The sequence below is a fragment of the Pedobacter sp. MR22-3 genome (genome assembly GCF_026240075.1).
In the GTDB taxonomy this organism is placed as follows: Bacteria; Bacteroidota; Bacteroidia; order Sphingobacteriales; family Sphingobacteriaceae; genus Pedobacter.
Map to the genome: position 1 here is coordinate 531,327 of NZ_JAPIVF010000006.1, position 21,856 is coordinate 553,182.

The 21,856-nt window shown below is 41.3% G+C and carries 19 protein-coding genes; 16 read left to right on the forward strand and 3 right to left on the reverse strand.

All coding sequences use genetic code 11. The features are described from left to right. The first annotated feature begins 40 nt into the window (after positions 1 to 40). The 12 genes from OQ267_RS17540 to OQ267_RS17595 all read left to right on the forward strand — a co-directional run bounded on the left by OQ267_RS17540 (position 41) and on the right by OQ267_RS17595 (position 14,833). Positions 41 to 1,162 (forward strand): efflux RND transporter periplasmic adaptor subunit, encoded by a 1,122-nt coding sequence (locus OQ267_RS17540; RefSeq protein ID WP_265837205.1) that lies wholly within the window; start codon positions 41 to 43, stop codon positions 1,160 to 1,162. Between the two features lie 21 nt (positions 1,163 to 1,183). Then, a complete protein-coding gene (locus OQ267_RS17545; protein ID WP_265837207.1) occupies positions 1,184 to 4,351 on the forward strand; it encodes an efflux RND transporter permease subunit in 3,168 nt (1,055 codons plus the stop codon). Positions 4,352 to 4,361: 10 nt separating this feature from the next. Continuing rightward, the gene (locus OQ267_RS17550; protein ID WP_265837209.1) at positions 4,362 to 5,765 is read left to right on the forward strand and encodes an efflux transporter outer membrane subunit; all 1,404 of its coding nucleotides are present in this window, start codon (positions 4,362 to 4,364) and stop codon (positions 5,763 to 5,765) included. 41 nt (positions 5,766 to 5,806) lie between these two features. After that, on the forward strand, positions 5,807 to 6,877 hold the full coding sequence (locus tag OQ267_RS17555) for a sensor histidine kinase (RefSeq protein WP_265837210.1): 1,071 nt from the start codon (positions 5,807 to 5,809) through the stop codon (positions 6,875 to 6,877). An 11-nt stretch (positions 6,878 to 6,888) separates the two neighbouring features. After that, positions 6,889 to 7,635: a LytR/AlgR family response regulator transcription factor gene (locus OQ267_RS17560; protein ID WP_265837212.1), complete on the forward strand. Its 747-nt coding sequence runs from the start codon at positions 6,889 to 6,891 to the stop codon at positions 7,633 to 7,635. A 37-nt stretch (positions 7,636 to 7,672) separates the two neighbouring features. Further along, the gene (locus OQ267_RS17565; RefSeq protein ID WP_265837213.1) at positions 7,673 to 8,095 is read left to right on the forward strand and encodes a DoxX family protein; all 423 of its coding nucleotides are present in this window, start codon (positions 7,673 to 7,675) and stop codon (positions 8,093 to 8,095) included. A 258-nt stretch (positions 8,096 to 8,353) separates the two neighbouring features. Beyond that, positions 8,354 to 9,229, forward strand: coding sequence for a helix-turn-helix domain-containing protein (locus tag OQ267_RS17570; protein WP_265837214.1), 876 nt, complete (start codon positions 8,354 to 8,356; stop codon positions 9,227 to 9,229). Between the two features lie 140 nt (positions 9,230 to 9,369). Beyond that, a complete protein-coding gene (locus tag OQ267_RS17575) occupies positions 9,370 to 10,035 on the forward strand; it encodes a hypothetical protein (protein WP_265837215.1) in 666 nt (221 codons plus the stop codon). A gap of 194 nt (positions 10,036 to 10,229) precedes the next feature. Further along, a complete protein-coding gene (locus tag OQ267_RS17580; RefSeq protein WP_265837217.1) occupies positions 10,230 to 11,324 on the forward strand; it encodes a glycosyltransferase in 1,095 nt (364 codons plus the stop codon). Beyond that, the gene (locus OQ267_RS17585; RefSeq protein ID WP_265837219.1) at positions 11,321 to 12,466 is read left to right on the forward strand and encodes an acyl-CoA dehydrogenase family protein; all 1,146 of its coding nucleotides are present in this window, start codon (positions 11,321 to 11,323) and stop codon (positions 12,464 to 12,466) included. The genes OQ267_RS17580 and OQ267_RS17585 overlap by 4 nt, the downstream gene beginning before the upstream one ends. Continuing rightward, entirely contained in the window at positions 12,456 to 13,778 is a 1,323-nt protein-coding gene (locus tag OQ267_RS17590; RefSeq protein WP_265837220.1) for a bifunctional PIG-L family deacetylase/class I SAM-dependent methyltransferase, read from the forward strand. Before OQ267_RS17585 ends, OQ267_RS17590 begins: the two co-directional genes overlap by 11 nt. A gap of 5 nt (positions 13,779 to 13,783) precedes the next feature. After that, entirely contained in the window at positions 13,784 to 14,833 is a 1,050-nt protein-coding gene (locus tag OQ267_RS17595) for a glycosyltransferase (protein ID WP_265837221.1), read from the forward strand. 1 nt (position 14,834) lies between these two features. Here the strand turns inward: OQ267_RS17595 and OQ267_RS17600 are convergent, their stop codons facing one another. From OQ267_RS17600 to OQ267_RS17610, 3 genes are all read right to left on the reverse strand, one after another. Beyond that, on the reverse strand, positions 14,835 to 15,647 hold the full coding sequence (locus tag OQ267_RS17600) for a glycosyltransferase family 2 protein (protein ID WP_265837222.1): 813 nt from the start codon (positions 15,645 to 15,647) through the stop codon (positions 14,835 to 14,837). Positions 15,648 to 15,655: 8 nt separating this feature from the next. After that, positions 15,656 to 16,861 carry a glycosyltransferase gene (locus OQ267_RS17605; protein ID WP_265837223.1) on the reverse strand — a complete coding sequence of 402 codons (1,206 nt, stop codon included), beginning with the start codon at positions 16,859 to 16,861 and terminating at the stop codon, positions 15,656 to 15,658. A gap of 200 nt (positions 16,862 to 17,061) precedes the next feature. Continuing rightward, entirely contained in the window at positions 17,062 to 17,346 is a 285-nt protein-coding gene (locus tag OQ267_RS17610; protein WP_088301651.1) for a hypothetical protein, read from the reverse strand. Between the two features lie 162 nt (positions 17,347 to 17,508). Between OQ267_RS17610 and OQ267_RS17615 the strand changes: the two genes are divergently transcribed. From OQ267_RS17615 to OQ267_RS17630, 4 genes are all read left to right on the forward strand, one after another. Then, a complete protein-coding gene (locus tag OQ267_RS17615) occupies positions 17,509 to 17,814 on the forward strand; it encodes a hypothetical protein (RefSeq protein WP_265837225.1) in 306 nt (101 codons plus the stop codon). A 177-nt stretch (positions 17,815 to 17,991) separates the two neighbouring features. After that, positions 17,992 to 19,449 carry an Asp-tRNA(Asn)/Glu-tRNA(Gln) amidotransferase subunit GatB gene (gatB, locus tag OQ267_RS17620; protein ID WP_265837227.1) on the forward strand — a complete coding sequence of 486 codons (1,458 nt, stop codon included), beginning with the start codon at positions 17,992 to 17,994 and terminating at the stop codon, positions 19,447 to 19,449. Beyond that, positions 19,449 to 20,561, forward strand: a complete 1,113-nt coding sequence (locus tag OQ267_RS17625; protein WP_088301654.1) for a peroxiredoxin family protein — start codon at positions 19,449 to 19,451, stop codon at positions 20,559 to 20,561. The genes gatB and OQ267_RS17625 overlap by 1 nt, the downstream gene beginning before the upstream one ends. 103 nt (positions 20,562 to 20,664) lie before the next feature. Beyond that, positions 20,665 to 21,354 carry a response regulator transcription factor gene (locus OQ267_RS17630; protein ID WP_088301655.1) on the forward strand — a complete coding sequence of 230 codons (690 nt, stop codon included), beginning with the start codon at positions 20,665 to 20,667 and terminating at the stop codon, positions 21,352 to 21,354. The last annotated feature ends 502 nt before the right edge of the window (positions 21,355 to 21,856 follow it).

Below are 21,856 nucleotides of genomic sequence, written 5' to 3' on the forward strand. Positions count from 1 at the left end.
TACTTATAGCCACATTTGCACCATTATTTAGTGCAATCATATGGCTGGTTTAAAAAATTATGTTGTTTTTATTGGAATAGCAGTTTGTTCTTTCCTGGTAAGCTGTGGGAGCAAGAAGGATAGCGAAAAGCAAGCGGCGATAAAAAAGTTACCTGTTTTAACTCTTCAACGATCAGACGCGAATATTGATACCGATTATCCGGCGCGGATAGAAGGTAAGGTGATGGTTGATATTCGTTCGCAGGCCGATGGCTATATCGAAAAAATATTTGTTGATGAAGGTGCTTATGTTAAAGCCGGACAGCCCTTGTTCAAAATTAACGACCACGCGCTGAAAGAACAGCTCAATACGGCGAAAGCAAGTTTCAATGCGGCTAAAGCTACACTCAAAAATGCAACTTTAGAACTCAAAAAAAATAAGGAGCTCAGCACAAGTAATGTGGTTTCTGATTATCAGCTTAAAGCTGCTCAGGCTAATTTTGAGCATGCAAAAGCGCAGGTAGCTCAAAATGCTTCTTTAGTTGAAGTGGCAAAAGTAAATCTGGCTTTTGCTATAATTAAAGCACCTGTTTCTGGCTATATCGGAAGTATTCCCAAACGTATCGGGAACTTAGTATCAAAAGGAGATGCACTTCCGCTCACCACTTTATCTGATGTGAGTGAGGTATATGCCTACTTCTCAATGACCGAAAAAGATTACTTGCGCTTCATTTCACGGAGTGAAGCAAAATCTTTTCAGGATAAAGTTTCAGCTATGCCTAAAGTGAAGCTCATGCTGGCTGATGGAAATGCATTTGCCAATCAGGGAAGAATACAGATGATTGACGGACAGTTTGACAAGGCAACTGGTGCCATCAGTGTAAGGGCAATTTTCAGCAACAAGGAAAATATTTTGCGCTCCGGCAATACCGGAAGGGTTGTGTTGCCCGAAAATTATAAGGATGTGATTTTGGTACCGGTTTTGGCAACGCTGGATGTACAAAATAAAATTTTTGTTTACCGCTTAAGCCAAGACAATAAAGCCGAGCGTGTAGCGGTAACTGTAAACGGTAAAAGTGGAGATAATTATCTGGTTTCCGGCGGGCTACATGCCGGCGATAGAATTGTGACCAAAGATTTAACCCTCATTCAGGAAGGCGAACAAATCACGCCTGAAAAATAACAATTCCTTATCTCATTCAAGATGCTGAAAAAAATAATTACAAGGCCGGTTTTGGCTACCGTAATCTCGATCATGTTGGTTTTACTGGGTTTGGTGAGTATGCAACGCATTCCGGTTACCATGTTCCCGGATATTGCACCACCAACGGTTACGGTATCAGGTTCTTATCCGGGCGGTAACAGCGAAAGTGTAATCCGTTCGGTAATTACGCCCCTGGAAGAAGCCATTAATGGTGTCGAAAATATGCAGTATATCTCTTCTTCTGCAGGTAGTGATGGTGCTTTTTCTTTGCGAATTGTATTTAAGCAGGGGGTTGATCCTGACCAGGCTTCTGTAAATGTTCAAAATCGTGTAGCGCAGGTAAACAGTCTTATTCCGGCTGAAGTAATACGGGCCGGGATTACCACTACCAAGCAACAGAACAGCAACATCATGTTCTTCAATATTTCGAGTAAATACAAGGCTAAATATGATGAGCTTTTTTTACAGAACTATGCTAAAATTAACCTCATTACCAGCCTGAAACGCATTCCGGGAATTGGTAACGTACAGCTATTTGGCTCGAAGGATTATGCGATGCGCATTTGGCTCGACCCGCAAAAAATGACGGTCAACAACCTTGTACCGCAAGATATAGACAATGCTATTGCCAATAGCAGCCTGGAAGCCTCACCCGGAAAATTGGGTGAAGAGTCGGATGCACCAATGCAATATACCATCAAGTATAAAGGGAAACTGAACACTGCCCAGGCTTTTGAAAAGATTGTCGTTAAAGCCAATCCTAATGGTGCGATGCTTCGCCTGAAAGATGTGGCAAGAATTGAATTTGGAGCCTCATTTTATGGTAGTGATAACAAGGAGAATGGCTTCCCGGCAGTAACCATTGGGATTCAACAGGCAAGCGGATCTAACGCCAACGAAATAGAAACTGCCGTGAGGGCACAGCTGGAAACCTTTAGCAAGCGTTTTCCCAAAGGCGTTGAATACCATATAATCCAAAGTGTGAAGGAACGGTTAGATCAATCTATTAAACAGGTTCGCAACACTTTTATCGAAGCTTTTATGCTGGTGTTTATAGTGGTTTTCTTGTTTTTGCAGGATTTTCGATCTACCCTTATTCCGGCCATTGCTGTGCCTGTAGCCATTATTGGTACTTTCTTTTTCCTGCAATTGCTGGGTTTCACAATGAATGTGCTTACGCTTTTTGCGCTGGTACTGGCGATTGGCATTGTGGTAGATGATGCCATTGTGGTGGTTGAAGCGGTTCACGCCAAGATGCAAAAAACAGGTTTGCCTGCAAAGGAAGCAACTATTGCCACCATGGGAGAAATTACCAGCGCCATTGTTTCCATTACCTTAGTGATGTCGGCAGTATTTTTACCCATTGGTTTTATGGATGGCCCGGCCGGGATTTTTTATAAACAATTTGCCTTTACCTTAGCAATTGCCATCCTTATTTCGGCATTGAATGCCTTAACCTTAAGCCCTGCACTTTGTGCGCTTTTGCTCAAAAATACGACGCACCATAACACTGAAAAAGAGGTAAACCAGAATTTTAAGCAACGCTTTTTTACGGCCTTTAATGCTGGTTTTGATACAATGACCGGGCGTTATATCCAATCAGTTAAATGGCTGATTAAAAAGAAATGGCTGGCTTTGGCAGGATTGAGCCTGATGACTGTTCTTTCTGTCTGGATGATGAATAGCAGTCCGAAATCATTTATTCCTGAAGAAGATGACCGATTTGTGATGTACGCTTTAACATTAAAGTCGGGTACGAATATCGATTACACAACTAGAGTGATTGACCGGATTGACAGTGCTTTTGAAAAAATGCCCGAGGTAGAACTGGTGACGAGCGTATCGGGATTTGATATGATTAGTGGTAGTTCAGGCCCATCGTATGGCATTGGTTTTATCCGTTTAAAAGAAAGTAAAAACCGGGGCGAGATTAAAGATATGAACCAGGTGGTGATGGCCATGAACGAAAGGCTTAGCAACATAAAAGAAGGTGAATTGAGTATTTTTCGTTCGCCCCCTGTGGAGGGTTTTGGTAGTATAAGCGGTGCAGAACTGGTGCTTCAGGATAAGATGGGCGGCAACATTGATGACTTTTCAAAAGTGGCGCAAAAGCTGGTTGCCGAACTGAATCAATCGCCTGAAATTGGTTCGGCATTTACGATGTTCAGAAGTGATTTTCCACAGTTGGAAATGGAACTGGATGAAGATAAAACCTATCAGCTTGGTACCACGCCAAAAGATGTTATGAATACGCTTGGTCTTTTTTACGGAGGTAGCCAGGCAAGTGATTTTATCCGCTTCGGAAGGTTTTACCGGGTAAATATTAAAGCTGAAGGAAAATACCGGGCTGATGAAAACTCACTCAGCCAGGTTTTTGTGAAAAGCAATAACGGCAAAATGATCCCCATCAGTACCTTGGTCACGCTGAAAAAAGTATATGGCCCTGAACTCATTAACAGGTACAATTTGTACAACAATATTTCCGTAAATATTATTCCTGCCGATGGCTTTAGCAACAGCCAGGCGATGGCGGCGGCAGAAAAAATGATGAAAAAGAAGCTGCCTGAATCTTACGTTTACGAGTGGACAGGCTTAAGCAAGGAAGAAAAAGAATCAGGCAACCAGATGATTTTTGTTTTTTCACTGTGTGTACTTTTTACCTATTTTCTTTTGGCTGCACAATATGAAAGTTACCTGCTTCCTTTGGCAGTTATTTTTTCTATTCCTACTGGTTTGCTGGGTGTGTATTTGGCTATAGGAATGGTGGGTCTAACCAACAGCATTTATGTACAGGTAGGTTTAATTATGCTCATTGGCCTGCTTGCCAAAAATGCCATTCTGATTGTGGAATTTGCCTTGCAGGCGCGTAAGAACGGAATGGGGTTAGTTCGTTCTGCTTTATCCGGTTCAAGGCACCGGTTGCGTCCAATCCTGATGACTTCTATTGCCTTTGTGGCTGGAATTACACCATTGATGTTTGCAAGAGGTTCTTCAGCCATTGGCAATAAATCAATCAGTATCAGTACCGCTGGCGGAATGATTTCCGGCGTTTTGCTTGGATTATTTATTATTCCGGTTTTGTTTGTGCTGTTCCAAAGTATGCAGGAATATTTTAGTCCGGGCAAAAAGCAAGATATGAAAATACATTTTAATGATGAAAACGAATAAACTCCCGGTAATGAACCGATACAAAAGCAGCCTTCCTGTTTTATTCATGATGCTGATGCTGGGCGCTTGCAGTGTAACCAAAGATTATACGAAACCAGCTTTAGCAATGCCGGCTCAATTTGGTACAACCGAAAATGGCAGGAACGACACGACTGTGCTCGATAGAAAAGACTTTTTCAAAAACGAAAAATTAGTTAAGCTAATTGATCAGGCCATTGAAAAAAACAGCGAAATACAATTGGCAATACAAAATATAGAAAGTGCAGGAGCTATTTTTAAGAAAGTAAAACTTAATTATTTACCTGAATTGAACGCACAAATGAATGCGAACAGAAGTACTGCATCAAAAAACAGCTTGGCCGGGATATCGGCACAACAATTTACTTCCAGTACCACTACACAAGATTTTACCACCTCTCTAGGCCTTACCTGGGAAATTGATATCTGGGGAAAAATCAAAAGGCAAAAAGAAGCGGCACTGGCTGATTATTTACAAAGCCAGGCGGTAAAAAAAGCCGTACAAACCAAGCTGGTTGCCGATGTGGCCAATGGCTATTATAATTTACTGATGTTGGATAACCAGCTTTTTGTAGCCAAAAGGAATATAGAATTGGGTGAAAATACCTTGCAAATATTACGCATTCAGTTCAAATATGGCGATGCCAATGCTTTGGGCATCCAACAGGCAACGGCACAATTAGCACAAGTAAAGGTGTTACTATCACAGATAGGACAGGATATTGCACAGCAAGAAATTGCGCTGAGTATTTTGTGTGGAAACTATCCATCGTCAATAGACCGACAAGAAAACATAAATGATGAACTCAATACCACTCATATGGATTATGGGGTTTCGGTGCTGGCAAATCGTCCGGATGTTTCTGCTTCAGCACTCAGCTTGCGCTCAGCAAATGCAAAAGTGGGTGTGGCACAGGCTTCGTTATACCCAACCATCAGTTTATCCGCACAGTCCGGACTTAATTCACTAAAAGTAAGCAACTGGTTCACTGTTCCTGCATCATTATTCAGTACTTTTGCCGGTGGGATTACCCAGCCTGTTTTCAATCGGGGTGCTTTAAAATTACAACAAAAACATGCAAAAATAGATTATGAAAAAGCCGTTATTAATTTCCGTCAATCGGTTCTGACGGCTTATGGCGAAGTTTCTATTGCACTGATTAAAGAAGAAAAATTAAAAGAACAAGCCATACATACCAGGTTGCGGGCGCAGGAATTGGAAAAAGGAATGGTAACTGCTAAAAAGTTATTTAAAAATGGAATGGTTAATTATCTGGAAGTGATCATTGCAGAAAATAACTACCTGCAGGCAAGCCTGGCAAGCGCACAACTGCAACGGGACCAAATTGCCAATAAAATAGAACTTTACCGTGCCGTAGGTGGCGGTTGGAATTGATGTATGTATCTTTACCATCTTAATATTTCACACCAAAAAATATGAAACCCATAAAGTGGCCCGTTAAGCTCATTTCCATATTGGTAGTATTCGTATTGGTTTATTTATTTTCCTATTTAATAAATCCATTTGTCGATTTTATGAAGACGTATCGGCAGATGAGTGTATATGAAATACTGGAAGAAGTAGTTTTTGTTTTCTTACAGTCTTGGGCAATTATAGAAACCAGTGTGTTTATTGCCAAATTTTTGGATAAAAAATTGCCATGGAACAATGCACCAATGCAACGTGTGCTGGTACAATTGGTTTTGGTTATCTTTGTGGTCACGCTTATGCTCTACCTGCAACATCTGTATTACCAGGCAGAATATGATGAGCCTGAAAATACTGAGCAAGCCATCAGTATCTGGCAGTTTTTTCTGGTTGGTGTGATTGTTTCTATTTTTGTAAGCACTTTTCACACCGGATATGCTTTACTCGAATATTGGAAAAAATCGATGTCGGAAACCGCAGCACTGAAAATAAAAACCCTGGAACTTAAAGAAGTGGCCATGCAATCTGAATTGCAATCCCTCAAACTGCAACTGGATCCGCATTTTATGTTCAATAATTTCAGCACGCTATCTGCCCTGATTAATGAAGACCAAGAACTTGCCAGTCTTTTTTTGGATAATCTTTCGCAGGTGAACCGATATATGATGATCAACCTAAAAAAGAATTTGGTTACCCTACAGGAGGAAATCAATTTTGTGAAATCGTATAGTTACCTCATTCACATCCGCCATGGTGAGAATGTTAAGATTGAAATGGATATTCCTAACGAATTTATAAACAGGTATATCCCACCTATAAGCTTGCAGCTGTTAGTTGAAAATGCCATTAAACACAATAGGGCAACAGGGGCGATGCCGCTACTCATGTGTATTAATATTGACAAGGAAACTGATTTTTTATGGGTGAGAAATAATTTACAACGAATAGCAAACCCTTTACCAACAACCGGATTTGGGCTGAACAATATCATCAACCGTTATGAAATTTTATCTGATAAAATTCCTGTAATTAAAGAAACCAGCAACAGTTTTGAAGTGGGCTTGCCTTTATTGAACTAATATTTTAATAAATGAACATTCTGATTGTAGAAGATGAAAAACACAATGCCATACGCCTGCAACAGTTGGTTGCAGAAATATCGGATGCCTATCATATTGTTGGTACGGTAAGCTCGGTTGAGGAAACAGTGCAGTGGATAAAAAACAATGCCAAACCAGATGTTGCACTGATGGATATTCGCCTGTCTGACGGCTTGAGCTTTGATATTTTTCAGCAAACTACCGTTAGCTTTTCTGTGATATTCACCACAGCTTATGATGAATATGCAATAAGGGCTTTTAAAGTGAATAGTCTGGATTATTTGCTCAAACCCATCCAAAAAGAGGAGCTCGCCATAGCTTTAAAAAAAACTAATCCTGCCGCTTCACAGCCTGATATGGAAAAGTTGCTGAACCTGATCAACAGTAAAGCAAAAATATACCGCAAGCGTTTTCTATTGCCAGCTTTCGATGGTTTCAAAACCATAAGTGCAGATGATATCGCGTTTGTGTATTTCGAATATAAATCTACACGGCTGATGTTAAAATCTGGGCAGGAAGAGATGTTATCATATTCTTTAGACGATCTGGAAGACGAATTGAACCCGGATGATTTCTTTAGGGCTAACCGTCAGTTTATCATTTCTATCAATAGCATCGAGCGTATTCTGAACAGTTTTAATGGCAAGCTGAAGGTTGTGCTTAAAGCGCATCCTGAAAAAGAAGTGTTGGTAAGCAAAGAAAAAGCAACGAAATTTAAAGAGTGGTTAAATCAATAAAATCGACCCATTATAAAAAGACTGAAAAACAAATAAGATGAATAAAATTTCAAGTACATTAAATCCAGATCTTGGCATCCTGTTATTGCGTATCGCTACTGGTGGCTTAATGATCTTTCACGGCATAGCCAAACTGTTCCATGGATTTGATTTTATCAAACAGAGCCTTATCGAAAAGGGCTTGCCGGCTTTTGTTTGGGTTGGTGTTCCAGTGGGTGAAGTACTGGCACCGCTGATGTTGATTTTGGGTATCTTTTCACGCCTTTCCGGGCTGATGATTGCTATTGTAATGTTATTTGCAATATACCTGGCCCACGGGATGTCAGCATTTACAATTAATGAAAACGGCGGACTAGATGGAGAACTTGCACTAATCTATATGTTTGCAGGCATTGCTATATTTTTTACAGGGGGAGGGAAGTACGTTTTGTATAAAGCCGGAAATGAATGGACTAAATAGTAAATTGTATAAAGTGCAAAACCTTGTGCAAGTATATAGCCTAAGTTATTCTTAAACGATTTATAAATAAATATCGGCAATGCCATAAAGAATTAGGAGAGGGTTTGTGCACGTTAAAGTAAGCTCGGATAAAATATTTCAAATGACTATTTTTATCAGCTCTATTGGATGGCTGTGGGTGGTTTGCTGGCAAAGGGAGAGGTCAAATGCACCGATGGCTTATCTCTGCATTTAAATAGTGTATGAAATACATTAACAATGAAGACCTTTAAATTTCTGAAAAATAAGTATGATGTTGAGCTCCTGATTGATATCGGTGCTTATAAAGATATTCCGAATTATTTTTTCGAAAGTAAGCTTCATGATGCTGATTTTTATGAAATCATATTTTTTGTTAAAGGGAACGGCTATTTAGCACTTGATCAGCAGCGCATTGAAATTACTGATCATACCATTGTTTTTATCTCTCCATTTCAAAAAAGAAGGTGGTTTTTAGACAAAACTAAGGTGGATTGTTATTTCCTGTTTTTTCAGGATAGCTTTTTGTCTGATTTCTTCTCGGATAAATTATTTGCTTTCAGGCTGCAGTTTTTCTATAACAAAACAAAACCACTCTACCTGAAGGTTAATGACGGCTTCTTTTCACAGCTGGCGAATATTATTCAGGAGCTGCTCATGGAGATCAAAACATTTAAGTCAGATAGCGAACATATGATCAGGGCGTTGTTATACCTGGTGTTAATTAAACTCAATCGCGCCTATGCACAGCATTATCTGTTGTCTTCAGAAACAGAAAATAATAGCCTGGCATTCAGGTTTAAGGAGGTTTTACAAAATGACGTATGTAAAACCAGAAATATCGATTATTATGCACAGCAGTTAGGCACTAGCAGGGTAACACTCAATAAATGCATCAAAAGGCAGTTCGGGTTTACCGTTTCTGAAATGGTCAATGAATTTATCCTGTTTGAAATTAAGTCGCTTTTATCTTATACGCAGCTGAATATCAATGAAATTTCGTATCAGTTGCAATTCTCACAGGCCAATCATTTAACACGTTTCTTCAAGTCGCAAACCGGGATCTCCCCGAAAGCATTCAGAAATGCTTATCAAAAGGGTAGTTCTGTTATCTGATTGGTCTTGATTATTTTTTTATGCATGGTATTTTTGTGCAGGTGCCTGTTCACCACTAACTTTTATACAAAAAACAGGCAGACGTTCTTGACATAAAGGAAGAACAGATAAACGATCACACCATTAAAAACAGCATTTAAATGAAAAAGCAAATCAGATTTATCCTCGTATTTACACTGATTTTACTTCCCTGCTTACTCTTCGGGCAGCAACAGCAAACCATCGAACTTGCTAAACTGTACAAAAAAGGAAAGCTTAAAGCCGTAAACAGAACGATCAAAATTATTTCAAGTGATAGTGGAGCTTACCTGAAAATATCGGAAAGTAAAAAGGAAGGTATTGTTTGGCTACCGGTGAAGGACTTTAAAAACGGAACCATTGAGATTGAAATGCGGGGAAAAGACGTTTTTCAGCGCAGTTTTATCGGGATTGCCTTTCATGGTGCCGATGATCTTCATTATGATGCGGTATATTGCCGTCCTTTTAATTTTTTTGCTAAAGATGCTGTCCGGCGAGTTCATGCGGTGCAATACATTTCACAACCCGATTTTACCTGGGAAAAACTGCGAAAGGAGCGGAATGGGGTTTTTGAGAAAGAAATCATTGATCCACCAAATCCTGATGATTGGTTTAGTATGAAATTAGTAATGGAGGGCACTACCGTTAAAGCGTACATCAACCATTCCAGCCAGCCTTCACTGGTGGTCAAAAAACTCAACCATCGAACAGCTGGAAAAATAGGCCTTTTTACAGCAGATAGCAGCGGAGGAGACTTTAAAACCATGAAGATAAATAATCATCAATAAACCGGTCGAATGATTGGTATCAAATATTTACAGTATCGATGTATATGCCATTCGGGTGAGTCAATTTTAACCGTGTTAGAGATTTAACAGTATTTTTTACGAATACCCGTTGTGCCGTATCAGAAATATAAAACCTTCATGCCTAAAAAAATGTCTAATGAATGAAACTATATCATTAACCATTGCCAAAACATATGAGGATCGGAATTATCGCTCACTTAAAACACCCCATAATTGCCCCGTTTGCAGGCGGACTGGAGGTATTTACACATGAAATAACTCGTAGACTGGTATCTCGCGGTCACGATGTGATACTATTTGCCAGTTCAAGTTCTGATGAAAATCTTCCTGTTGATCCGATTCTATCTGATGAACATTATGATCAGCAAACAGGGATGCGGATCAAAAAAAGGGATTTGCCCTCAGAATATATCGCTGAGCATCATGCCTATTTTGGTTTGATGTCGAAAATTGATGATTATAACCTGGACATCATTTTCAATAACAGCCTGCACTATATCCCGATTACCATGGCCAATCTGTTAAACACACCGATGTTAACCGTTTTGCATACCCCACCATTTTACGAACTGCAACTGGCCATTAAGGCAGAACAAAAAAATCCTGTGATTCAATACGTTACTGTGTCTAAGCAGAGTGCAGCGAACTGGAGCAATATTGTTTCCAGTTGTGAGGTGATTGAAAACGGAATTGATCTGGATCAGTGGAAGGTCTATGCGGAAGCAAGTGAAGAAAAATATGCCGTTTGGTTTGGAAGAATCCATCCGGATAAAGGCCTCCATTTGGCTATACAGGCTGCAAAGCTAGCCGGCATTCCGCTGAAAATTGCCGGTGGAATTGCGGACCAGAAATATTTTAAGGAAAAGGTAGCCATACTGCTGGATGAAAGCACAACGCTATTAGGCCTGCAGGACCAAAAATCATTAAACGCCCTGATCGGAGGAGCAAGTGTATGTATTGTGAGTCCGTGCTGGCAGGAGCCATTTGGTTTAGTGGTTGCAGAAGCATTGAGCTGTGGTACGCCGGTAGCCGGTTTTAAGATGGGTGCTTTATCCGAAATTATAGCCACAGGAACCGGTATCCTGGTTGATTATCCTGCCGTTGATGATTTGGCCACTGCTATACAAGACGCCATGAAACTAGACAGAAAGACGGTGAGTGATTATGCCAGGCAGCGGTTTGATATTGAAAAAATGGTTGAAAAATATGAAGATATGCTGGCAGCGGTAGCTGAGGGTAAAATCAAGAAAAATCTGGTAGCCATATGATCACAGATACAACCGAAGTATTTCATACAGCAATCAGCAAGCCTTCCATTGATGAGGTGTTGAAAAGAATTGCGGAAAGTGCCACGGCTACAGAGCATCAGCCTGATGGTCCGGCAGCAGAATTTAAATGGTTGCATGAATGCGGGGCACTATCCATTGTGCTTCCTGGTCATGAACTGGATTTTAATCTACCTAAAACACCCCAGTTGCTGCGTCTTCTGAAAGACGTGGGCAAGACCAATTTAGCTGTAGGAAGAATCTATGAAGGGCATATTAACACCCTTTACCTGATCCATTTATATGCCGCACAAGCACAGCGTGAGCGATGGTACAAAGAAGCAGAAGCAGGCCTGTTGTTTGGCATATGGAATACCCAGGCTGCAGATGGCATTTCGCTTGAAGCAGTTGATTCGGGATTTCGCGTTCAGGGAAGCAAAACCTTCTGTTCGGGCGCTGCCATCATCAACCGTGCACTGATTTCTGGAGATATTCACCGAGATGGTGAAAAAGGCTGGCAATTGCTGGTCATCAATATGGAAGATTTGCCACAGGATAGAATTGACTATGATAGCTGGAAACCTTTGGGCATGAAGGCATCTGGCAGTTATAAAGTAAATTTTAGCGATTACCTCATTTACGATGAGGATTTACTGGCCCGCCCAGGTACTTATTTAACCCAGCCGTATTTTAATGCCGGGGCCATTCGCTTTGCAGCCGTACATCTGGGTGGTGCCGAAGCCATTGCAGCGCATACCCTTTCTTATTTAAAACAGTTGAAGCGCACAGATGATCCTTTCCAGCAGATGCGCATATACCATATGATGAGTGAACTCACCACCGGACAATTGTGGTTGAACCGTGCCGGTAAGTATTATGATCGATGGGTTGCAGCAGGTACACATGATGATGCATTGATTGCTTTTGCCAATATGACCCGTACGATCATTGAAGAAATCTGCTTAAAGATAATGGATGAGAGCAACCGTTGTGTAGGTGCACGAGGATTAATGGAACCTTTTGAACTGGAACGCCTGCACCGCGACCTGACATTCTACCTGCGCCAGCCCGCACCGGATGCCACCAGACTGAAGGCTGCCGATTTTTTTATACAAAACGATTTTTCTTTTGACGATGATATTTGACAAAAAAGCCTTCAGGTCATCAGCAACAGGCGTGGAGGAAAAATTTCTCCGCACGATCAAAAGATGCCTGATTTTAGCACCACATCCTGATGATGAATCTTTGGCTTGTGGTGGTTTAATTCAATTGCTGCTTCAGCAAGGTACCGAAGTGCGGGTGATCCTCACCACTGATGGAAGCCAGTCACACCAGTCAGCTACCTATCCGCCTGATCAGCTGGCTGCATTGCGGTATGGAGAAATGATTACTGCACTGGATTGTTTAGGTATAGATCCGCAACAACTTAAAGGTTACCAAAGTAAAGATTCTGCCATGCCGGCTAAAGGTGAACCCGGTTTTGAGACCTTATCTGAAAGGCTTCATGCTGATCTTTCTCATTTTCTTCCGCAACTTATTTTAGTTCCTTACGAACTTGATCCACACCGCGACCACCGGGCAACCTTTCAATTGCTGTTATCTGCGTTAAAAAATGTAGCCAATTATAAGCCCGTGATCTGGGAATATCCCATCTGGCTTTATGAAAATGCCAGTGAAAGTGATATTCCGAAACTGGAAGCCGGAGAACTTAAGTTTTTAGACATCCACGGTTATCTGCATAAAAAAGAAAAAGCCATTCAGGCGCATCAATCTCAAACCACCCAACTCATTGATGATGACCCATCCGGATTTAGGTTAACAACAGAAATGATGGGGAATTTTTTAAACGGGAAAGAATATTTTATGCAGCGCAACAAAATCAATCCGGCCGGCACCCTTTCTAAAGACTACTTCGAAACACTTTACAGCACGCATTCAGATCCATGGTCATTCGAAACCAGCGCATATGAAAGCCATAAATATGCGGCTACCATATCGGCCATCCCGGATGGACAATACCGGAAAGCGTTGGAGATTGGCTGTTCCATCGGCGTGTTAACACAAATGTTAAGCTCCAAATGTGACCATTTGACCGCAATGGATATCAGTGAGATTGCGCTGGAAAAAGCCAGAAAGCGTATGAAAGATCAAAAAGCAGTCGCCTTTATTCAAGGAGGAATTCCCGCCGATTTTCCGGATGAAAGTTTTGATCTCATTGTCATGAGTGAAGTGGGTTACTACCTCTCCAAAGAAGATCTTCTAGCCACCAGGAAACTTATATTTAATTCATTATTGCCTGATGGTGTTTTGGTACTGGTACACTGGACACATTTTGTAGCTGATTATCCATTGAGTGGCGATGAAGTGCACCATTGTTTTGACCAGGCTAAGCTCAAACATTTGAAAGGCAGCAGGACGGCCGATTACCGGCTGGATGTTTACAAAAAGCAGGAATAGATTTTATGAAATTTAACCTTGCTTTTTATGTTCACCATCATGGCGCCGGTCACTTCACCCGTACCGCACAAATCATCAGGCATCTCCATGGTTTCCATATTACTTTGCTTGGTAGTAATTTGAAACCCTACCAGCATTTACTCCCTGAAAAGACTAATGTCATCCATCTTCCTATGGATACGCCAGATCAAAATGATGTATACCATAGTAATGGAAATGCAATTGATGCCTTTCACTATGCGCCATTGAATATAAAAGGAATCAGTGAACGGGCAGCCATGATGACCAACTTTTTCCAATCAGCCCATCCTTTATTACTAGTGGTTGATGTATCGGTAGAGGTGACCCTGCTGGCCCGGTTAGCGGGTATTCCAACCATTGTGATGCGTCAGCACGGGCTTCGCGATGACCTGCCACACCTGATGGCCTATCAGAGCGCTGAACTACTAATTGCTCCTTTTCCTGCTGCCATATCCCCCAAATCTGCACAATGGATCACAGATAAAACCAAATATGTTGGTGGTTTCTCGCGGTTTGATAAAGGCAATTCTGCAGCAGAAAAGCCGCGTCATGTTGCTGTCATTGTAGGAAGTGGTGGTACCTCCATCGATGCGGATTTTATAGGATTTCTTACCGATGCTGCCCATGATTTTCATTTTTACATTATCGGAAAAATTGACGGGAAAGCTAAAGTACAGCCTCATGTCACCTATTACGGACATCAGGATGAACCGGGAATGCTGTTAGCGCAGTGCAGCATGGTAATTGGCAATACCGGTCACAATACCGTAATGGAAATGGCCAGCCTGAATAAGCGATTTATTGCCATTCCGGAATCACGTCCGTTTGATGAACAATTAGATAAGGCGAGGGCCATCCAGTCCGTTCCCGGCGTAATGATGATTTTACCCGAATCGCTTTATGAAACCAACTGGAACGAGGTTTTGCACCAGCTGCAGGCTCAACAGCCTGTGTGGGATGGTATAATAGCGGAAAATGCACTGGCAAGTACCGCAGAAGCAATTGTGGCTGTAGGCCAAAAAATATATGGTTAACTTATTTTTTTAAGGCAGCAATGATTTCCTGCTCAGCAGGTTGCCGCTTCAGGATAATCCGGGTTGGATGCCATTCTATTAAACCTAAATCGCTGAAGGCCTTCAACCAGCCTTCCATGGGCCATTTTTTCCATTTCTGATAGAAACGGTTAGCATTGCCAACGATGTCTTTGAGGTGGTTAAGCGGCGGTGAAAAGCTTTCATGGTACTGGTGGTAGGCGATGGCCGGAATATGTTTTAGCGGAACATGCATTTCTGATGCTGTAAAGGAAAAATCAGTATCCTCTGCACCGTAGCCTTCATAGCCTTCATCGAATCCGCCAATGTGATGGTAAACGGATCTGGCACAGGCAAAATTTAAAGACCAGAAAAGTGCATAAGGTATCTCATTCATTTCACCCCGAATCGGATCAGGATCGCTCCAAAAATCCATAGACGTTAAAAAACCATCTTGTTCAGTAGCGTCTTTACGAAGATACCTGACTGTTCCACTCCACAATGTAGTTGCGTTTTGATGTCGCTGATAGTCGGCAATAAGCGTGGCACCCGGAATACAATCAACATCTAAAAAGATGAGGAAATCGCCATTTGCTTTCTCTGCCGCCAAATTCCGGGCTGCAGCAAGGGGCAGTTGTCCATTCTTGAAGATAGTATGGCAATGCACCGGGAAGGGCAGTGCCGGGATGTTCCTGATCGGCTCGTTCATAAAAACAATTACCACTTCATCAGGTAGAACGGTATTCATTTCCAATCCTTTAAGCAAGTTGATCAATGCATTTGCCCGTCCTTTTACAATGGTTAAAACAGATATCATAAAACACTTTAAACGGCGATACCCTGCAAATCATCTGTTTCAGTGATGATCATAGGGGCAGGCATAGGTTGTAGAATAGTTTTTGAAAAATATTGTCTCACCGAACTGATGGCCTTAGAAATAGGTTCCATGATAATCTGATGATGTCCGGAAGATAAAAGATGTTCCTCCATCTGTTCCCACAAGCTTTCAAAATACTGATTGTTTTGTACAGCCATTTTAAGTGCATGAAAATCAATGGCCAGTGCAGCAGCCATTTCCTTGAGTTCCGTATAGAAGGCAGGACATTGTTTGCGGCTTGTCCAGAGTTTCCGGAGTGAATTTTTAGTGCTTAGTTTAAAAATCAGTGTTTCCAGTGATTCCACTAACTGTTGCTCTCCCTTGGTACTCATATCCTGCCATTGTTGTAATTGTACCGAAAATCCAAATTCCACCCTGCCATTAAGCCTCGAGGAAGTATAGATTTTCACTTTTGGAGAATGCCTGATTTTGGCATCTATTCTTTTTAAACGTTTTCTGAATTCTTCATCTTCGAGGTATGGGATGGCTGGTAACCTTCCCGAACGATCATACATTTCACAAGTAACCGCCAGGCTTGGGCCATAGCATTGGAAGTGCCTTGGCCATGGATTGGATATACATGGATCAAGAACGGATTCCAGCCGGCTTGTAAACAAGCGGTACGTCACATCACGCAGGTGGTGCAATTTAGATTGAAGTGGTGTATCTCTGGGTAAAATTCTACCACCCACAACATCCGCACCGTTTTCCATTTCGTCCATAATGTGATATAACCATTGCGGATCAGCCTGGCTATCACCATCTGTAGAAACAATGATACCACGGTATCCGGCCACTTCTATCAGCCGTTGATAGGCGGCATCCATTAGTAATCTCCTGGCTGTGCCAATATGAGCCGCTTTACCTTCCAGCGTGATTGCTGCCACATGCAACCTCAGTTCAGGGTATTGAAGCTGATAATTCCGGCAGATTTCAAAAGTACGGTCAGTACAATTATTGGCCAGCACCAAAACTTCAAAATATTCGGGTGGAACAGGGATTCCAGATGGATCAACCTGCATACGGATGGCATCCAATGTATGGGCAATACAAGCTTCCTCATTTTTAACCGGAACAATAACTGATAAACGCAAAAAGGGATCTGGTGATGTGGAGAAAAGAATAACGTTTTTTTTAGATAAGTATAGAATCATAATGCTGGTTAAGACATGTTTCAAGGAGAACAGTATTATTGAAACAAAAGTTCTATAATTCTGTCCGCCCGCATCATGTATATAAACAAAGTAGTGCTTAAAGCCTGGAAATGAACTTGTCAGGAATAAAATAAATTAAATTGCTCAGCCTGGTTATGCAGAAAGTGCACTGATGATTGAGTTGGAATAGACCGGTTGTGTTATAGAAGGCTGTGGTGTGAGCGGGTTTCAATTTCGGCAATAATCTGATTGATAACAGGCGAATGCAGGGCAATGTGATGGCTTTGCGGGGCGAGATCACTTTCGAACAAAGAAACCTTTTCAATCAATTCATCCAGTGGAAGCAGCTGCCAGTCTTCGCCCGGAGGCCTCAATGCCGCAACAATATGCCCCTCATGGATAATCTCAAAAATACCATCTGCTTCGCTGACGGTGATACTTGTATTTTCACCATCCAGAATGACTTCAAGGTTGAAAGATTTCATATTTAGGCAACAAATTTTAAAAGTAAAAAGTTTTGGAAGTGTAAAAATGATGACCATGGCCAAGGGCAATCTGCTTTCCGGGTGTCAAAATTAATAGCTCTCCATTTCAATAATTTAGCATCAGCCATTTGCAAAAGTCGATTATCCCTATAAATTTGCGGCATGACTGTGACTGTGCTGGCCATCCCGGAGACTGATTTTGTTCCGGCTAAACACCTGGCTAAAATCATGAATGAGCGTTTAAAGCGTGCCGCAAAGGAACTTGCTGAAGTACACCTTAAAGCATTAACCGAAAGTGGTTTCTCAAAGGATGATCTGGTAATTTATATCAGTTATAACCCTAAATTTAAAATACGTTACCGCATCGTAAATGATGTGCCTGCCAATGTGGAATATTTTGTGGCGGCATGTTGTGGTCGCCTCGGCTATATGCTCTGGCGAACCAATCTGATTAATACTGATCAGTAAATTTACCCTTCCCGGCATAACATCTTTAAAACGCTTTTAACCAGAAGCCAAAACAGAAAACACTTCACCCGTTTTTCCTGTCAAGATTAAAAGGAGGTTCAGTTAAATTGTGGTCATTCTATTTCACATTGTTTGCTATATTTGCAATCACCATACATTTAAAAGGCATCATTTTATATGAGTTTAGGGACACCCGAAAGCAGATACGAGCTTGTTTCAGGATTGGAAATACATGTTCAGTTAAATACCAATACCAAGATATTTTCTGCTGACAGTGCATCTTTCGGGGCTTTACCGAATCAACATATTTCTACCGTATCCCTGGCTTTACCAGGTGCTTTGCCAAAGCTGAATAAAGAAGTTGTGGCAAAGGCTGTACGCATTGGCCTGGCCTTAAACTGTACCATTAACCAGCTGAATCATTTCGACCGTAAAAACTACTTCTATGCCGATTTGCCAAAGGGATACCAGATTACGCAGGATAATCAGCCCATTTGCATCAACGGATTTTTGGAGGTGGAATTAAATGATGGTTCAAAAAAGAAAATAGGTATTAACCGCATTCACCTGGAAGAAGATGCAGGCAAAAGCATCCACGATCAGGATGACCAGTATTCACTGGTTGATTTAAACCGTGCAGGTGTACCTTTAATTGAAATTGTCACCGAGCCCGATATCCGCAGTGCGGAAGAAGCATCTGCATTACTGAGCGAAATCAGGAAACTGGTTCGGCATTTAAATGTGAGTGACGGCAATATGGAAGAAGGCAGCCTGCGTTGCGATGCGAATATTTCCATCCGTGAAAAGGGTACCAGTAGCTTTGGCATACGTTGTGAAGTTAAAAACCTGAATTCTATGCGAAACGTACGCAGGGCCATGGAATTTGAATTTGGAAGACAGGTTAAGGTGATCAGTGAGGGTGGAAAAATTATCCAGAGCACTTTGAATTTTGATGCCGATAAAGGTACCACATCACCCATGCGCACCAAAGAAGAAGCCAATGATTACCGGTATTTTGCTGATCCGGATCTGTCACCCATTTATATTTCTGATGAATGGCTTTCCGAAATTAAGGCCGCCATGCCAGCTTTGCCAAATGAGATCTCCACTCAGTTAATTGCTGAATTTGGTATCAGCAAGGCTGATGCGACTTTATTTGCAGAAGACACGGATTTGCTTCATTATTTTAATCAAACCTTACCCGAAGTAAAGATCAAAAAAACACTGATTAATTGGTTGATTGGCCCTATCAGAGCAGTTTTAAGTGAAAAGGGGATTGCCATTGCAGCCTATAAAATTAAGCCGGATCAGCTCGCGAAAGCCATCAATCTGGTTGATGATAAAAAATTAACCCAGCAAATTGCCATTCAGCAGTTATTACCGGCAGCTGAAGAAAGTACTGGTGTTGATGTTGCTGTTTTAGCAGAACGCCTGAACTTACTGATCAGTGAAAACAGCAACGAACTTGATGGATTTATTGATGAAGTATTGAACAAATACCCGCAACAGGTAGAAGCTTATAAAAAAGGTAAAAAGGGTGTTTTGGGCCTTTTTGTTGGCGACGTCATGAAACTGGCAAAAGGCAGGGCGGATGCCAAAAAACTCAACGAATTAATATTAGAAAAACTGAAATAATGAAATTGAAAAACTTAAGCCTGATCATATTGATCGCAATTGCTTTCACAGCATGTAAACCCAAGGATAGTTTTACTATTGATGGTATCTTCAAGAACCCCGGAACTGAGAAAAAAGTGTTTCTCTTTGGCATGCAAAACAGCCAGATGGTGGCCATAGATTCAACCAATCTATCAGAAAAAGGCGAATTCAAATTTATCAGAAAAACACCATCTGTTGATTTTTTCAGGGTTTCTATAGGCAATCATGAATTTATGCTGATTGCCAAAAACGGAGATGACATCAAACTGGAAGCAGACCTTGCTGATAAAACAATGGCCTACAAAATTTCAGGAGCCAATGAAGTTGAAAAATTATCTGAACTGAATGCACTTCGGAATAATTTTGCGAAACAGGTAGAAAAGCTGCAGGCAGATTTTGAAGCAAAAGTTGCCAAACAACCACAAAACAGGGCGGCTGTACTGGAAGAAATGAAACCCCAGTATGAATCTTACATCAACCAGCTAAATACTTCCATCCTTAAATTTGCAAAGGATAACAAAGGCACGCTGGCCAGTTTTTATGCCATGAATACGTTAAGTCCGCAGGAATTTGAAGCAGAACTGGTTACTTTCGCTGATGAAATTAAAGACCAGATTAAAGGAAATGCTACAGTAGATGCCTTTATCAAACAAATGGCTTTGTTAAAGGCCGTTCAGGTTGGCCAGGTTGCTCCGGCATTTACCATTAATACCGCTGATGGAAAACCAGTGAGTTTAGCTGATTATAAGGGGAAATACGTGTTGGTGGATTTCTGGGCTTCATGGTGCCAGCCTTGCCGTCAGGAAAACCCGAATGTGGTAAAGGTGTATAATAAATACAAAGGTAAAAATTTCGACATCCTGGGCATTTCTCTGGATACCGATAAAGCAGCCTGGCTGGGTGCGGTTAAAGCGGATGGTTTAATGTGGACACATGTATCAGAATTGAAAGATTTTAACGGCGAAACGGTCAAAAAATACCAGGTTCAGGCCATTCCGGCTTCCTTTTTAATTGATCCTTCAGGAAAAATTGCAGCTAAAAACTTGCGTGGAGAGGAACTGGATGCTTTTTTAGGAAAAACATTACGTTAAAAGAAATTCAATGTTAAACTAATTTAAGTCGTTAACAATTTATTAACTTAGGCTTAACGAAGAGTTACATCAGAGATACTACTTTCGTAACAAATATTTAACTATGAATAATCCAGGTCAGAAAATATTAATTGTTGATGATGAACCAGACATTGTAGAACTGATTGAATATAACCTGAAAAAGGAAGGCTATCAGGTTTTTACAGCTTCAAATGGTCAGGAAGGAATTACGGTAGCCAAGAAAGTTCATCCTGATTTGATTATCCTGGATATCATGATGCCTAAGATGGACGGCATTGAAGCCTGCCGCCTGATGCGTGCTATTCCTGAATTTAAAAATACATTTATGGTGTTTTTAACCGCCAGGAGTGAAGAGTACTCAGAAATAGCCGGTTTTAATGTTGGCGCAGATGATTACATCGCCAAACCGATTAAACCACGTGCTTTAGTCAGCCGCATTAATGCCATCCTCAGAAGAAATTCAGGCACAGAAGAAATTTCAGAGAACAAACTGGAAATTGGGGATCTGGTAATCGACCGTGAAGCTTATCTGGTATTTCAGGGTGGTAACAAGGTGGTGCTGGCAAAGAAAGAATTTGAATTGTTATATCTGCTGGCTTCTAAACCGGGAAAAGTGTATACCCGTGAATCTATCCTTAAAAATATCTGGGAAGATTCAGTAGTGGTAACCAACAGAACCATTGATGTGCATATCCGTAAACTCAGGGAAAAACTGGGTGAAACCTATGTGTCAACCGTAAAAGGCGTGGGCTACAAGTTCGAACTTTCTTAGATAGTTATTTACGTCTGAAGTCAGCAACAGGGACTGACCACAACGAAATTAAAAGCCGCAAATTCGCAGATGACATTCAGCGCGTTTGCGGCTTCTGTTTTTTATATATAGGACATGACGGCAAGTGCTATCTTGATTGCGAACTAAGCGGTAGTGTGAAGCAATCTCTATCGTAAAAACGACAAAACAGATTGCTTCGCCGGCTGAAAAAGCCGCCTCGCAATGACGATCACCGTAAACCGTCATTGCGAACTGAAGTTGCGGGCTGAGCGGTAGTGTGAAGCAATCTCTATCGTAAAAACGACAAACAGATTGCTTCGCCGGCTGAAAAAGGTGCCTCGCAATGACGAATTCAACGGAGTTCGTCATTGCGAACTGAAGTTGCGAACTAAGCGGCAGTGTGAAGCAATTTCTATCGTAAAAACGACAAAACAGATTGCTTCGCCGGCTGAAAAAGCCGTCTCGCAATGACGATCACCGTAAACCGTCATTGCGAACTGAA